16 protein-coding genes are annotated in these 14,768 nt (G+C 64.1%); 9 read left to right on the top strand and 7 right to left on the bottom strand.

All coding sequences use genetic code 11. The features are described 5' to 3' along the window. Positions 1-64: 64 nt before the first annotated feature. The 4 genes from CH251_RS04295 to CH251_RS04280 are packed head-to-tail and all read left to right on the top strand — an operon-like array spanning position 65 to position 3,910. Entirely contained in the window at positions 65-1,276 is a 1,212-nt protein-coding gene (locus CH251_RS04295; RefSeq protein ID WP_179273601.1) for an ABC transporter substrate-binding protein, read from the top strand. Continuing rightward, positions 1,273-2,112: an ABC transporter permease gene (locus CH251_RS04290; protein ID WP_094612000.1), complete on the top strand. Its 840-nt coding sequence runs from the start codon at positions 1,273-1,275 to the stop codon at positions 2,110-2,112. Before CH251_RS04295 ends, CH251_RS04290 begins: the two co-directional genes overlap by 4 nt. Next, entirely contained in the window at positions 2,109-2,882 is a 774-nt protein-coding gene (locus tag CH251_RS04285) for an ABC transporter permease (protein ID WP_094611999.1), read from the top strand. The genes CH251_RS04290 and CH251_RS04285 overlap by 4 nt, the downstream gene beginning before the upstream one ends. Beyond that, complete coding sequence (locus tag CH251_RS04280; RefSeq protein ID WP_094611998.1) at positions 2,879-3,910, top strand: ABC transporter ATP-binding protein; 1,032 nt, start codon at positions 2,879-2,881, stop codon at positions 3,908-3,910. Before CH251_RS04285 ends, CH251_RS04280 begins: the two co-directional genes overlap by 4 nt. A gap of 277 nt (positions 3,911-4,187) precedes the next feature. On the opposite strand, the gene wrbA is transcribed toward CH251_RS04280, so the two are convergent. Further along, positions 4,188-4,787, bottom strand: a complete 600-nt coding sequence (gene wrbA, locus CH251_RS04275) for an NAD(P)H:quinone oxidoreductase (protein WP_094611997.1) — start codon at positions 4,785-4,787, stop codon at positions 4,188-4,190. A 286-nt stretch (positions 4,788-5,073) separates the two neighbouring features. Here wrbA and CH251_RS04270 point away from each other — a divergent pair, with 286 nt between their 5' ends. From CH251_RS04270 to CH251_RS04255, 4 genes are all read left to right on the top strand, one after another. After that, positions 5,074-5,787 carry a haloacid dehalogenase type II gene (locus CH251_RS04270; protein WP_256978799.1) on the top strand — a complete coding sequence of 238 codons (714 nt, stop codon included), beginning with the start codon at positions 5,074-5,076 and terminating at the stop codon, positions 5,785-5,787. A gap of 10 nt (positions 5,788-5,797) precedes the next feature. Then, complete coding sequence (gene gluQRS / locus CH251_RS04265; RefSeq protein ID WP_094611995.1) at positions 5,798-6,658, top strand: tRNA glutamyl-Q(34) synthetase GluQRS; 861 nt, start codon at positions 5,798-5,800, stop codon at positions 6,656-6,658. A gap of 103 nt (positions 6,659-6,761) precedes the next feature. Then, entirely contained in the window at positions 6,762-7,544 is a 783-nt protein-coding gene (locus CH251_RS04260) for a hypothetical protein (protein ID WP_094611994.1), read from the top strand. Between the two features lie 78 nt (positions 7,545-7,622). Next, the gene (locus tag CH251_RS04255; protein WP_094611993.1) at positions 7,623-8,366 is read left to right on the top strand and encodes a queuosine precursor transporter; all 744 of its coding nucleotides are present in this window, start codon (positions 7,623-7,625) and stop codon (positions 8,364-8,366) included. On the opposite strand, the gene CH251_RS04250 is transcribed toward CH251_RS04255, so the two are convergent. From CH251_RS04250 to CH251_RS04225, 6 genes are all read right to left on the bottom strand, one after another. Further along, positions 8,363-9,199 (bottom strand): PaaX family transcriptional regulator C-terminal domain-containing protein, encoded by an 837-nt coding sequence (locus CH251_RS04250; protein WP_094611992.1) that lies wholly within the window; start codon positions 9,197-9,199, stop codon positions 8,363-8,365. The genes CH251_RS04255 and CH251_RS04250 overlap by 4 nt on opposite strands. Continuing rightward, on the bottom strand, positions 9,180-10,388 hold the full coding sequence (locus CH251_RS04245) for a kynureninase (RefSeq protein WP_094612135.1): 1,209 nt from the start codon (positions 10,386-10,388) through the stop codon (positions 9,180-9,182). Before CH251_RS04245 ends, CH251_RS04250 begins: the two co-directional genes overlap by 20 nt. Next, positions 10,388-11,242, bottom strand: coding sequence for a tryptophan 2,3-dioxygenase (locus CH251_RS04240; protein WP_094611991.1), 855 nt, complete (start codon positions 11,240-11,242; stop codon positions 10,388-10,390). The genes CH251_RS04245 and CH251_RS04240 overlap by 1 nt, the downstream gene beginning before the upstream one ends. 126 nt (positions 11,243-11,368) lie before the next feature. After that, entirely contained in the window at positions 11,369-12,088 is a 720-nt protein-coding gene (locus tag CH251_RS04235; RefSeq protein WP_094611990.1) for a VIT family protein, read from the bottom strand. A 344-nt stretch (positions 12,089-12,432) separates the two neighbouring features. After that, positions 12,433-12,570 (bottom strand): hypothetical protein, encoded by a 138-nt coding sequence (locus CH251_RS27370; RefSeq protein ID WP_179273600.1) that lies wholly within the window; start codon positions 12,568-12,570, stop codon positions 12,433-12,435. Then, positions 12,567-14,171, bottom strand: a complete 1,605-nt coding sequence (locus CH251_RS04225) for a DHA2 family efflux MFS transporter permease subunit (RefSeq protein WP_094611989.1) — start codon at positions 14,169-14,171, stop codon at positions 12,567-12,569. The genes CH251_RS27370 and CH251_RS04225 overlap by 4 nt, the downstream gene beginning before the upstream one ends. A gap of 113 nt (positions 14,172-14,284) precedes the next feature. Here CH251_RS04225 and CH251_RS04220 point away from each other — a divergent pair, with 113 nt between their 5' ends. Further along, a complete protein-coding gene (locus tag CH251_RS04220) occupies positions 14,285-14,767 on the top strand; it encodes a MarR family winged helix-turn-helix transcriptional regulator (protein WP_094612134.1) in 483 nt (160 codons plus the stop codon). Position 14,768 lies beyond the last annotated feature (1 nt).

The following is a 14,768-nucleotide window of genomic DNA, read 5'->3' as shown; positions in this document are numbered from 1 at the left end:
CGTCGACGGCGGCTGCTTCGGTTGATCTGGAGGGCCCACGGTGATTCGTTCGGTACGGTGCGCAGTGACGATTGCGGCGAGCGCAGGGCTGCTGCTGACCGCATGCGCAGCGCCATCATCGGAAGCACCGATTGCCGAGTCGCAGTCGTGGAGCGAGATCGAACAGCAGGCGCAAGGACAGACCGTCTCGCTGTGGATGTACGGCGGGGACGAGCAGGGCAACGCCTACGTCGACGACGTGCTCACCCCCGCGGCCGCCGAGGAGGGCGTCACGCTGCGTCGCGTACCGGTGGAATCGACCACCGACGCAGTAAACCGCATCCTGTCCGAGCGGCAGGCCGGGGTCACCGACGGCGAGGTGGACCTGGTGTGGGTCAACGGTGCCAACTTCGGCACCGGCAAGCAGGCCGGCGCGTGGCTGTGCGGGTGGACGCAGAACCTGCCGAACATGGAGCTGACCGATCCCGAGGATCCGCTGCTGCTCGACGACTTCGGCACTCCGGTCGAGAACTGCGAATCACCCTGGCACAAGGCTCAATTCACCCTGGTCTACAACGCAGCAGCCATCCCCGATCCGCCGACGACATTCGAGGGCGTGCTCGACTGGGCTCGCGCGAACCCGGGCCGCTTCACCTACCCCGCTCCCCCGGACTTCACCGGTTCGGTGTTCCTGCGTGAAGCGCTTGTGAACGTCTCCGGTGGCGTCGACGAGGTTCCGGCGCAGTTCGATCAGGACTCCTACGACCGACTCGCCCCGGCACTGTTCGATCAGTTGAACGAGCTCGCCCCGTCACTGTGGCGCGAAGGAACGACGTATCCACAGTCCTCCTCCGAGCTCGACGCCCTCTACGCCGGCGGTCAGGTGGACATGACGATGACGTACGGCCCCGCGACCCTCCCGAAGCTCGTCGCCGACGGCACCTTCCCGCCGGAGACTCGCGTCCTGACTCTCGACGAGGGAACCGTCGGGAATGCGAGTTTCCTTGCCATTCCGTCGACGTCGGGGAAGTCGGCGGCGGCACAGGTGGTCGCCAATCTCACGTTGTCGCCCGAGCAACAACTCGCGAAGGCGACGCCGGACGTGTGGGGTCAGTTCACTGCATTGGACATCGCGCGTCTGACCCCGGAAGAGCGGGCGCAGTTCGAGCAGCTCCCGTCCTCGCCGGTGGTTCCTTCGTACGAGGTGATCTCGGCGAACGCGCACCCGGAGCTGTCCGCGGAGTGGGTCACCCCGCTCGACGAGGGTTGGCGTCGAAGCGTGCTCGCCGGTCAGTGAGCGCGTCCACGAAGAGCTTTCGCGGCACAGCGGCGGTGCTGCCTGCCGTCGTGTTGGTCGTTCTCGTCGTCGGCGGCGGTCTCGGAACCGTGGTGCTGCAGAGCCTGGGTCTGATGCCGTTGGTCGGTACCCCCGAACTATCGGTCGACGCGTACTCCACTCTGGGCGGTGACCTGTGGCGCTCGGTCGCGCTGACACTGTCGATCGCTGTCGTCTCGACGGCTCTGGCCACGGTGATCGGGCTCGCGGCTGCGCTGACGGCGTTGTCGGGTGGACGCGCCGCGTTGGTCGCCGCCGGATTGACGGTCACGGTGCCGCACCTGATCGGGGCGGCCGCGATGGCCCTGTTGCTGGCGGATTCGGGCATGCTGCCCCGCATACTCGGCATGACCGACGGCGGCTGGCCGGAGTTGGTCGGTGGGAAGTGGTGGATCGCCGTCGTCGCCGAATACGCCTGGAAGGAATCGGCTTTCGTGGCCGTCGTCGTGGCCGGGACGCTCGCCACCCGCGTAGCTGCATTCGACGAGACGGCCGCAACCTTGGGTGCCGGCCGGTGGGCTCGGCTCCGGTTGGTCACGCTGCCGTTGGCTCGGCCTGCACTGATCGCGTCGGCGGCCATCGCGTTCGCCTACACGATCGGCTCGTACGAGGTGGCCCGCATTCTGGGCCGACCGTATCCGGAGCCGTTGTCGGTGATGGCAATTCGCCTGTTCACGTCGATCGATCTCGAGACGCGTCCGCAGGCCGCCGCTGCCGCGACGATCGCCACCGCTCTGACGGTGGTCGTGGCCGCGGTGGCACTGCACTATCTGCGCAGATCGGCAGCGTGGAAATGAAAAGGGTTCTTCCCGCTGTCGGCAGGTCCGCTCTGGTCCTGTGGTTCCTGTTGCCCCTGATCCCGGTTGCATTGTGGGCCATCAGCAATCGCTGGTCGTTTCCCGGTTCGGTTCCCCAGGAATGGGGATTCGACGGCGTCCGCAGCGCCCTCGATGCCGGGGGCGTCGATGCGTTCGTGCGCTCGACCATGCTCGCTCTCGCCGTCGCTGCCATCGCAACACCATTGGGCGCGTTGGCTGCTCGCGCCCTGGTGAACGGTACCGTGCGCTTTCCTGCTGTTGTGGCCGGTGTTCTTTTCGCGCCTGTGGCTCTACCCCCGTTCGCCGTGGCGTTGGGGCTCGACGTTCTGGTGCTGCGCTCGCGCATTCCGAGCACGGTGGCGGTGATCGCTCTGCTGACCGTCGCGGCCATTCCGTACACGACGTATTTGATGCGAGTGGCATTCGGCGCGTACGACATCGGTTACGAGGAAGAAGCTCGCACACTCGGTGCGTCGAATGCCATGGTGCTGCGACGGATTCGAATTCCCCTACTGGCTCCGGCGTTGGCGGGTGCGGCACTGCTCGCGTTCCTCGTGGCGTGGAGCGACTACGTGATCACCCTGCTGATCGGTGGGGGCAGACTGGTCACCGTGCCGATACTGGTTGCCTCGTTCGCTGCGGGAACAGGCAACGATTCGGTGGTGGCTGCACTGTCGGTCGCTGCCGTCGTGCCGCCGCTGTTGCTGGTGCTCATGCTGGCCCGGTTGCGTCGTAGGAGTGCCCGATGAGCGTCGAACTGTCCGTACACGGACTGACGAAAGTCCATGCCGGTCAATCGGTTGCGGCACTCGAATCACTGGATCTCACCGTGCCGCCCGGATCCTGCACGGCGATTCTCGGACCCTCGGGCTCGGGCAAGAGCACTGCGCTACGGCTCATCGCGGGACTGGATTCACCCAGCGCCGGCACGGTGCGCATCGACGGCCGCGAGGTGAACGGCGTTGAGGCCGAGAACCGCGGCGTCGGGATGGTGTTTCAACGTCCGATGTTGTTCCCGCACATGTCGGTACTCGACAACATCGGCTTCGCGTACCGCGCGGCCGGGGAAAGTCGGAAGCGGTCGCGCGAGCGTGCCCGGGAGTACCTCGACCTGGTGCATCTCGGTGACATCGGGGGCCGAGCGGTGTCCGAGGTGTCGGGTGGGCAGGCGCAGCGGGTGGCGTTGGCGCGTTCGCTCGCCGGTTCACCCCGAGTGTTGTTGTTGGACGAGCCCTTCAGCGCTCTGGACCCGGTGTTGCGCACCGAGATGCACGACCTGGTTCGCGAACTGCGTTCGACGCTGGATCAGACTCTGCTGCTAGTCACCCACGATCAGCAGGAGGCGGCGGTGCTGGCCGATTCCGTCGCCGTGCTCATCGACGGCCGATTGGAGCATCACTCCGATATCGCGACGGCCTACACCCGGCCGAGCACAATGGCGGTCTCGCGACTGATGGGCGGGATGAACGAAATCGAAGGCGAGTGGGACGGAGTTGGAGTCCATCGCTCCGAGCTCGGGGAATTGGAGGTCGAGGGAGTTTCCCTGCCGGCCGGGCCTGCCGTGTTACTGGTGCGGCACGAGCTGATCACTCTGGATGGCAACGGAATTCGTGGAGTTGTTTCCAACCTGCGGCCTACCGGGTTTCGCAGCATCGCGGATGTGACCGTGGGGTCACTGACCGTGAAAGTGGAGTTGGCGGCGGGGTCTTCTGTCAAGGCCGGAGATGCGGCGGGGTTGCAGATTCCGCGTGGGGCGAGGTTCGTTGTCACGGATTGAGTTCGTGAGTGGGGCGATTCGCAGAGAACGTGGCCGAACTCGATGAGCGCTCGGTATGCGGTCGATGCTGTTGTTCTGTAACAGGCCGGCGAGCGGATCTCACAGTTCGAAGGGGTTGAGGGTCTTTCCGAGGCCTGTCCGGTGACGCGGCCGACGCCATGCTCCGCATCAACACGTTCGAGCAACTCGTCGCATCCATCGCATCGGGTCACCCAGGACACAACCCGCCCTGAGTGACCCGATGCCGAGTGATGGAGCTAGGAGCCGCTCGTCCCGCTCACCGCGACAGTGCCGTTGCGACGGTGACCACGCGAGTGGCCATGTGCTCGAGGGCCGCAAGCGTGGCATCCTCCAGTTCGTTCTGGTTGTCGCCCCCGGTCACATGGCTGACGCCATAGGGGTTGCCGTCGGCGAACTTCAGACCGTCGGTGTATCCGGGCGGGACCAGGACGCCGCCGAAGTGCATCAGCGAGGTGTACAAACCGGTGAGCGTCGTCTCCTGGCCGCCATGCAAAGTCTGGCTGGAGGTGAACGCGGCGTACGCCTTGTCCGCAAGTTGTCCCTTGGCCCAGTAGCCACCGAGCGAATCCATGAAGGTCTGGAACTGTCCCGCGGTGCTACCGAAACGCGTCGGCGATCCGAAGATGACGCCGTCGGCCCAGACGATGTCGTCGCCGCTGGCAGCCGGAAGATCCTTTGTTGCTTCGTACTGCGCCGTCCAGGCGGGGTTCTCGGCAAAGGTGCTCGGGTCACGTGTCTCTGCGACGTGCCGCACGCGGACCTCCGCTCCCGCAGCTGTGGCTGCGTCGGCGAGCTTGTTCGCCATGGTGGCCCCGTGACCGGTTGCCGAGTAGTAGATGATCGCGATCTTGGTCATGTGATGACGCCTTTCGGTATGCGGAGCAGGTCGGCCCTCGGCGGACGTGACTTCTTGACGTCTCACCGGGCGCTTCGGCAACGTGCGCCGTCGGCCTGCAAGTAGTTGCGATGTCAACAACTTCGACCGTACCCGAAGTAGTTGCTTTGTCAACCATCTACCTACCCGGAGCGTGCTGCGATACTGGCGCGATGGACGATCTCGGAAGCGACACCGATCGACGTTTCCGGGAATGCGGCGTCGTCGTTGCCCAGGAAAAAGAGAACCACCACAAGGAGCTCAGTTCGTGAACGATCTCCACGACCCGAACGAGTCGCCAACGCTGCGTCGACCACGCGTGATCGTCTTCGACGTCAACGAAACGCTATCCGACATGGCACCGTTGTCGGAGCGCTTCACCGACGTGGGAGCCCCCGCCGAACTCGCATCGCTGTGGTTCGCGAGTGTCCTGCGTGACGGCTTCGCCCTCACCGCATCCGGCTCGGCGCGGCCATTCGCGAACGTCGCATCCGGGCTGCTTGCAGTGATGCTCCCGCTCAAGACGCTGGATCGAGAGATCGACGACGCCGTCGAGCACATCATGGGCGGTTTCATGGGCCTGGACGTGCATCCCGACGTAGCAGACGGCATCAGAGCACTGGCTGCGCTCGACATCCGGCTGATCACCCTCAGCAACGGCGCAATCGGCGTCGCGCGAAAACTGCTCGAAGGCGCCGGCGTACTGGAACACGCAGAGATGCTGCTGTCCGTCGACCAAGCGGGTGCATGGAAGCCCGCCGCACAGTCGTACCGATACGCACTCGATCGGTGCGGTGCCGAACCCCACGAGGCCATGCTCGTCGCCGTCCACCCCTGGGACATCGACGGTGCCCACCGTGCCGGACTGTCCACGGCCTGGATCAACCGCACGGGCACCACCTACCCGCAGTACTTCACCGCGCCGGACCTCGAGGCGACCTCACTGCTCCACCTCGAGCAACTTCTGCGGCACTCGACCTAAGGTTGCCCCCATGCCCGCCGGACGCTTCGCTCCCAGTCCTTCGGGCGATCTCCATCTCGGCAATCTCCGAACCGCGATTCTGGCTTGGCTCTTCGCCCGCTCCACTGAACGACGCTTCGTCATGCGCGTCGAAGACCTCGATCGCGTGAAAGCCGGCTCGGAGCAGCGGCAACTCAACGACCTCGCCGCCATCGGAATCGACTGGGACGGGCCGATCATGCGGCAATCCGAGCGTCGGGAAATTTACGACGCCACGATTCGCACGCTCACCGCAGCCGGGCTCACGTACGAGTGTTTCTGCACGCGTCGGGAAATCCTCCAGGCCGCCTCCGCCCCGCATGCTCCCGACGGCGCGTATCCCGGAACCTGTCGCAATCTGACCGCGGACCAGAAAGCAGCCAAGGACCGCCCACCTGCCATTCGATTGCGTTCGCAGGTAACCGAATTCACCATCGTCGATCAACTGCAGGGCCTGTTCCGAGGCCAGGTGGACGACTTCGTCCTGCGTCGATCCGATGGCGTGCCCGCCTACAACCTGGCTGTCGTCGTCGATGATGGCGCACAAGGCGTAGATCAGATCGTTCGTGGCGACGACCTGCTCACCTCCGCGCCGCGACAGGGCTACCTCGCTCAGCTCCTCGGCCTCACCCCCGCGACGTACGTCCACGTTCCCCTCGCGCTCAACGTCGAGGGCAAGCGTCTGGCCAAACGAGACGGCGCGGTGACGCTACGCGAACGACCCGACGCGTGGGCACTCATCACCACTTCCCTCGGTGTGCCCGACGCAGAGAACGCCGAGGAATTGCTCGAGCGGTGGAAGCCGACGTGCGTACCCCGCGAACCGTGGGTGTTCGACCCCGCGAATCCCTGATCCACGAACTGATCGAGATCACGTTGCAATGTGACGGGGCCCAACTCGGGATCGATCGGACGTACAGTGACCGCGACAACTCTTCCCGAGGGAGAAGGACACGATGACCTCAGGCGGTTACGACCCCGACAAGGATCCACAGAACCCCGGTGGCTATCCGCCGCCGCAGGGCGGTTACCCACCACCTCCCCAGGGCAACTACCCACCACCCCAGCAGGGCGGCTACCCACCACCCGGGAACTACCCGCCGCCTCCGTCGTTCAACGAAGCGCAGATGCCGACGCAGTTGTCCGTCGGATCGGCCATCGGATATGGCTGGGAGAAGTTCAAACAGAACGCCCTCGTCTGGATCGGCATCGTCCTGATCGCCGCAATCATCCAGGGCGTCCTGAACTTCGTGCTGACCTCCGACAACTTCGTCCTCAGCTTGATCTTCAGCGTCATCGTCGGAGTCGTCGCCCTCCTCATTCAGGCGGCACTCGTCCGCGGCGCTCTGCACGAGGTGGACGGGATCAAGCCCGCTTTCGGGTCCTTCTTCCAGTTCAACAACGTCTTCGCCATCGTCATCGCCGGCATCCTCGTGGGCATCGCAACCGGCATCGGCTACATCCTGTTGGTCATCCCCGGACTCGTCGTCACGTTCTTCACGTGGTGGACCTTCCAGTTCGTCATCGACCGCGGCGACGAGCCGATCCCCGCCATCAAGGCCAGCGCCAAGGCGATCGCATCGAACGGCGGGACCATCTTCGTCCTCGCGCTCGCCCTGTTCGGCCTCAACATCGTCGGCGCGATCCTGCTCGGCATCGGTCTTCTGGTGACCATTCCGATCACGATCATCGCCGGCACCTACGCCTACCGCGTCACCGTGGGCGGCCGCGTCGCCTGACCGGTGATACGCCTCGATGGGCGCGCATCCCTCACCCGGGATTCGCGCCCATCGTCGTCTCGGTGCTTGGATCGAGCGGTGACTACTACCGAACACACCGCCGACAACGGCGGCACCGAGTCTGGGCAGGCCACTTTCGCTCACATCAGCCGGGGCTACTACCCCACCATCGTCGCGCTTTTCGTGGCGACGCTGCTGATCTCGAATGTGGCCGCCAGCAAAGGTGTCGCCTTCTTCGCCTCCTCCGACGTCATGCTCGGACCGCTGCAGATCCTGCCGATCAACACCGACGGCGCATTCTTCCTGTTCCCTCTCGCTTACATCCTCGGCGACGTCCTCAGCGAGGTCTACGGCTTCAAGGCCGCACGCCGCGCGATCTACCTCGGTTTCGGCTCCCTGATCCTCACCTCGGTGTGCTTCTGGATCGCCATCGAACTTCCCGCCGCCTCGTTCTACGAGAACCAAGAGGCACTCGAAACCGTCGTCGGCGTCGTACCCCGACTGGTTCTCGCCGGTCTGGCCGGCTTTGCCGTAGGCCAGCTGCTCAATTCCTACGTCCTTGTCAAGATCAAGGAACGCACCAAGGAAAAGCACCTGTGGGCACGACTGATCGGCTCGACCGTCGTCGGCGAATTCTTCGACACCCTGATCTTCTGCGCCATCGCCGCCGGGGTCATCGGCATCAGCACCTGGACCGACTTCATCAACTACGTCATCGTCGGATTCCTGTGGAAAACACTCGTCGAGGTCCTCGTCCTGCCCATCACGTACCGCGTCATCTCGTACATCAAGAAGCGCGAACCGTCGTACCAGAGCAGTTAGGCGACGACCCATTCCCGACTGACCTCGAGGTAGCGCTCACGCGCTGCCTCGAACGTCGCGACCGCCCGGGTCCCCGGCCAATCCTCCGGCGTCATGCACGGAGGCAGACCCGGGTCGACGTAGGGAATGACTCGCCACTCGTCGAGTAGCGGCACGAACGTGACGAATGCGTCGCGGGGGTTCCCGGCCGGGGACCCACCGTCGTACGCAGCAAGAAATGCTCGATGACGATCGGCGATGCCCGCCAGGTCCCACCACTCGGCGGCGCTCTGACGCAGTGTGGCAGGTGGCGCTACCTCGGAGGCCACGAAGCTCGTCACGTACTCCGACAACCCCAACGCGTCGATGATGTCGCCCGCCTCACCCGCGAGGTATTCGGGCGCGATCCACAAACCGGGCGAAACTGTGCCGCAGCCGATTCCGGTGAGTCGACGCCTCAGTTGGTGACGCGCGGCGCGTTGGGTCTCGGGGATGGTGAACGAGATGAGCCGAAACGGATCGCCGTCGGCCATCCGCCGAAACCCGAAGATCCGTCCGTCGCCGCGCGCGAACATGGCCTCGGCCTGCTCGGTGATGCGATAGCCGGCGCGGCCCTCACGACTACGGGGTTCGACGACACCCTTCTTCTTCAACCTGGTCACCGCGATGCGCGTGCTCTCCGACGGCACTCCGAGCGCGTCCATCCACACGACGAAATCGGCGATGGCAAACCACCCTCCGAGAGGACGAACGTAAGCCCCGAGCACCGTACGCACCAACGAGGTGGCGCTGCCCGGACGAGAGTCGAAGTCGTCGAGGATGGCCCCGGCAGTGCTAGGCGCGGAATTCGTCACGGATCGCCACAATTCCCAGATACACCTCGCGGTACGAGGTACTCAGCGGGCTCAACCCCAGGCGAATGCCCTGTGGCGCTCGGTAATCCGGGATGACACCCTGCTCCCACAGACGCGCGGTGATGGCCTTGAACTCGGGATGGTCGATGGTGACGTGCCCGCCGCGTCGCGTCGAATCCTCGGGTGAGGCGATCTCCACGCCCAACGGCACCAACATCTCGCGGACGAGTTCGAGGGCGTATTCGGTCAGCGCAACGGACTTCGCGCGTATCGCGTCCATCCCGACCTCGGCGATCATCTCGATGGTGTCCTGCATCGCGATCATGCCGAACACCGACGGCGTGCCACTGATGACGCGTCGAATACCCTGTGCCGGAACGTAACCCTGCGCCATCTCGAATGGATCGGCCCGGCCCATCCACCCCCAGATCGGCTGGACGAAATCGTCGAGGAGGTCACTGCGCACGTACGCGAAGGCCGGCGATCCGGGTCCGCCGTTGAGGTACTTGTACGTGCACCCGACGGCCAGATCCACTCCCCAGGCATCGAGTTCGAGCGGTACCGATCCGACGGAGTGGCACACGTCCAGCAGCATCAGTGCGCCGGCTGCGTGCGTGATGCGCGCTGCCTCGGCGACGTCGACGAGGAACCCCGACCGGTAGGCGACGTGGGTGATCACCACCAAAGCGGTGTTCTCCCCCACCACCTCGGCGAGTTGTTCCGGTTCGATACCACCGCGGCGATCCGTCTCGATCCATCGCAGGGTCATATTCAACTCTGCCGCAATGCCTTCGAGCAGATAGCGATCGGTCGGAAAGTTGTCGCGGTCGATGACGATCTCGGTGCGGCCCGGCCGCATGGCGATCGCCGCCCGCGCCAGTTTGTACAGCAACACCGTCGTCGAATCGCCGATCGTGGTCTGTCCCGACGCGGCTCCGAGGGTCGCGTCGGCCAGGGCGTCGCCGATGGTGATGGGAAGGTCGAACCACTGCTCGTCCCAACCACGGATGAGGCGTCCACCCCAGGCGTCGGTCATGAAAGTGTTGATCCGTTCGACGCTTGCCTTGGTGGGCCGGCCCAGCGAGTTGCCGTCGAGATACGCGGTGATCGACGGGTCGTCGCTACCGAGGAATTTGTCGCGGTAGCCGCGGAGTGGATCCTGGGCGTCGAGTTCGTCTGCGCGTTGCATCATCGTCCGATATCCGTTCTCACAGAAAGCAATTCGGGAAAGAAGGTGAGTTCGAGTGCCTTCTGCAGAAATCCGACTCCACTCGAACCTCCGGTCCCGCTCTTCATTCCGATGGTACGGAGCACAGTTCGCATGTGACGGAAGCGCCACAGCTGGAAGTTCTCCTCCAGATCGACGAACTCCTCGAAGGCCTCGTACACCGCCCAGTGTTCGGTGTGGTTCTCGTAGACGAATTTGATCAGCGGCATCAGGTCCTCGTTGAACGTGTATGCCGCAGTGACGTCCCGATCGAGCGCTGATGCCGGTACGTCGTAGCCCTGCCGCGCCAGCGACTGCCAGAAGGCGTCGTACAGGCTCGGCTGGTGCAACAGAGTCGAAAGCAGCTCATGCGCAGCCGGATCCGACTCGAAGACCTTCAGCATGCCCGCATTCTTGTTGCCGAGCACGAACTCCACCGCCCGGTACTGATACGACTGGAAACCCGACGAGTTGCCGAGAAAATCGCGGAACTGCGAGTACTCCGTCGGGGTGAGTGTGGCCAACACCGACCACTGCTCGGTCAGCGTCTTCTGAATGTGTTTGACTCGCGCAACGCATTTCAGTGCGGTTCCGATGTCGTCGGCGTCCAATGCCGCTCGGGCCGCGAGTGTCTCGTGAATGACCAGCTTGAGCCACAGTTCGGTGGTCTGATGCTGAATGATGAACAGCAATTCGTCGTGATGCTCGGGGGTGCTCACCGGCTTCTGCGCGCTGAGCAACGTGTCGAGGTCCAGGTACGAGCCGTAGCTCATGCGATCACTGAAGTCGGTGACGACGTTCTTCTCTATCGCGCGGGTATTCGCTTCGACGCTCATGACTGGTCCTCGGAATCGCCGGGCTGATACCGCCAGAGTATTACAAGATCATGCCGTCCGCTAGAATTACGAAATATCTCAGCGCTGCATGCAAGCCCGTACCTCGATCTTCAGCCGGACGGTCGATCAGATCCCGGCCACTCCAGCCAGTTGGCCGATCGCGTAGGTGACGGCCATCGCGATCGCGCCACCGATCACGATTCGAGTCACCGCCGGTCGACTCGGCGCTCCGCCCAGGCGCGCGCTGATGGTTCCGGTCAACGCCAGAGCCAGCAGCACGACGACGAACGTGACCGGAATACGTTGCGAGGCAGGCAGAAGCAGGATCGAGAGCAACGGCAAGAGGGCACCGCTGATGAACGACACCGCCGACGACGCGGCCGCCTGCCATGGATTGGTCAACGCGTCGGGGTCGATACCCAACTCGACGTCCACGTGCGCGGCGAACGGGTCGTGATCGGTCAGTTCCTGCGCAACCTCCTGCGCAGTCTCCGTCGAAAGCCCCTTGGCCTCGTAGAGCGCAGCCAGCTCGGCCAACTCCTCCTCGGGTTCCTCGGCCAGCTCCCGCTTCTCCTTGATCAGCAGAGAACGCTCGGCGTCGCGCTGCGTGCTCACCGAGACGTATTCGCCGAGCGCCATCGACACCGCTCCGGCGACGAGACCGGCGATGCCCGCCGTGAGCAGCGACCCACGATCGGTGGTGGCAGCGGCCACGCCGACCACCAGGCCGGCCGTGGAGACGATGCCGTCGTTCGCGCCCAATACGCCTGCCCGAAGCCAGTTCAACCGACCCGACAGATCACCGTGCGGTTCGTGCTCGTGCAGGGCGGGCTCGGGTTCAGCCATTGCCGACCGCTGTCACGTCTTCCCACGCGGCACGCGCGCCGGACTCTCCGATTCTGTACACCTGCACAATTGTCGTCGTTCCGATCAGAACAGCCAAGACCACGACCGCGATCGACTGCCAGCACGGCGACGACGACCAAGCCGGCAGAGAAGAACGCCATCGAGTCACCGATTTCGGCATGGGCCCTACCGTTGCATCGGAATGCCGTCGAACTCCACGATCCGCATGGTCGATGACGAGAACTCTCGATGCGCCCGGCTGCCGCAGAACTCAGAGGCAAGGCGTCGAACGTGGCGTAGCCTCTCCAGCATCACGAAGTACTACACATTCAGTAGTACTTCGGTCAGCGGGTCTTGCGTTCGATCCCGCCCTCGTCGGGGTTGCGGAGGGCGGAATCCATCGCAACGAACATGTCCAGAAACGTCGCCGGACGAGCGCTTTCCCGATCCTCGGCCTGTTCGTCGCCGGACGACGCCGTCATGCTGTGACGTCCTCGTGCGCGTCGCTCTGCGTTACCGACTGCGCTGTTCGGTTCGGAATCAGAGCGGTGGCAAGCAGTCCGAACGCAACGAATCCGGCTGCGATGAAACCACCCAGGTTGACCCCGTGCGTCATAGCGTCACGCGCGGCGTCGGCGACGAACTCCGTTTCGGGGCGGCTCGCAAATCCGGCGATAGCTCCGCCTGCACTGTCGGTGATCGACCGCGCCAGCATCTCGGCATCCGGAACTCCCGAGAGCGAGTCACGCACCTGCGAGCCGAGAGTGGTGAAGAAGGTCGTCGTCAGCACCGCGATGCCCAGCGCGGAACCGAGTTGCCGGAAGGCACTCTGAATTCCGGATCCCTGACCGGCACTGGCGGCGGGCACGTCGTCGAGAACGACGTTCGTCACCTGAGCAGTTGCGAATCCGACGCCGATTCCATAGAAGAACAACACGATCGCGATGTGCCACCACGGACTGTCCACCGCCGCAACGAACCCCAGCCCGGCAAGCCCGACCACCTCGAGGCCCAGCCCGATCCGAACCAGGTTCAACGGCGACAGCGAGGCCGCGAGAGCGAAGCTCGCCCCGCTGGCGACGAAGCTGCCGATCGCGATGGGAACGAGCATGGCACCGGCCTGGACTGCGCTGTATCCCAATGTGAATTGCAGCCACAACGGTAGTACAGCGATGATTCCGAACTCACCCAGCCCGATCAGCAGTGTCGCGATATTGCCACCGCGGAACGAAGCGATGGAGAACAGTCGGGTGTCCATCAAGGCCTGGTTCGCATCAGCGTCGCGGCTGAGGGCTGTTTGTCGAACAACGAAGGCCGCCAACGTCAATACGGACAGCGTCAACGAAACGAACACTACGGAGACGCCCACGCCCCAGGTTGCCCCGAACAACTCGAATGGCTCCGTGGACAGAACCCAGCCGTATGTGCGCCCTTCGATGAGCCCGAACGCCAACAGTCCGAGTCCGGCGATCGACAGCACCGCACCGAGTGAGTCGATTCGTCCGGAGCCGCGCGGCGAGCGATCGATGAACAACAGCGAAGCGACGAGAATCAGGGCGACGAGGGGGATGTTGATGCCGAATGCCCACCGCCACGATGCGTGTTCTGCAAGCCAGCCACCGAGGAGTGGGCCGAGGGCAGACGCAGCTCCGATTGTCGAGCCCCACACCGCAAACGCCTGCCCACGGGCCTTTCCGGTGAACGTCGCATTCAGTAGCGCCAACGACGTCGGCAGGATCAGCGCGCCACCCACACCTTGGAGGAACCTGGCTCCGATCAACAACTCGCCACTGGTGGCGACACCGGCCAACAGACTCGAGATTCCGAAGACAACGACGCCTGCCACGAAGACTCTTCGTGCACCCACGATGTCGGAGATGCGGCCGACCAGCAGGAGCAGCGCGGCGAAGACGATGGCGTAGGACTCCTGAATCCATTGCGCCTGAGCGGAATCGATACCGAGATCGTCGATGATCGACGGCACGATCACGTTGACGATCGTGGTGTCGACCACGATGAGCGCGACACCGAGCGCGATAGCGATCAGACCGAGCCAACGGCGCAACGAAGGGGACATCGTCATCGAACTACCTCCACGATAAAGTAACTTTACGGTGAAGCTATATCGAGGATCGGTAGATTGTCAACGCAGCTCCGTGCACTCGGGGCACCATGCAGGAGAAGCGAGGCGATTCGATGAGCGACGATCGGTCCGACATTGCCGAACAACGAACCCGCCTGATGGAGGCGCTGCGAATGTACGGATCCGCCTTCAACCAATTCAGCCGACAGTTCGCCCAGTGGTCCGGACTGCACCCCACCGACGGAGAAGCGCTGATGGAGATCGTCTACGCCGAAGAACGCGGTGTCCCGTTGTCCCCGTCTCGACTGGCAGAGCGAGTACAACTCACCTCAGGGGCCACCTCGACACTGATAGACCGACTCGAACGGGCCGGACACGTCCGGCGCACACGAGAGGGCACCGATCGACGTACCGTGACACTACGAAGTGGGTCCAGCGTGCACGAGATGGCCGACGAGTTCTTCGGACCCCTGGGTAACCGTCTCGACACGATGATGGCCCGGTACCCACCCGACATGCTCGCGGAGTTCGAGAGCTTCGTCGGCGAGCTCGTCGACACCATGCAGACCGAGCTGACCGATCCCAGGACACCGTGAG

It is taken from the genome of Rhodococcus sp. 06-462-5 (genome assembly GCF_002258315.1).
Classification (GTDB): domain Bacteria; phylum Actinomycetota; class Actinomycetes; order Mycobacteriales; family Mycobacteriaceae; genus Rhodococcoides.
The sequence above is the reverse complement of the archived record's forward strand: the minus strand, read 5'-3'. Positions and strand labels throughout refer to the sequence as shown.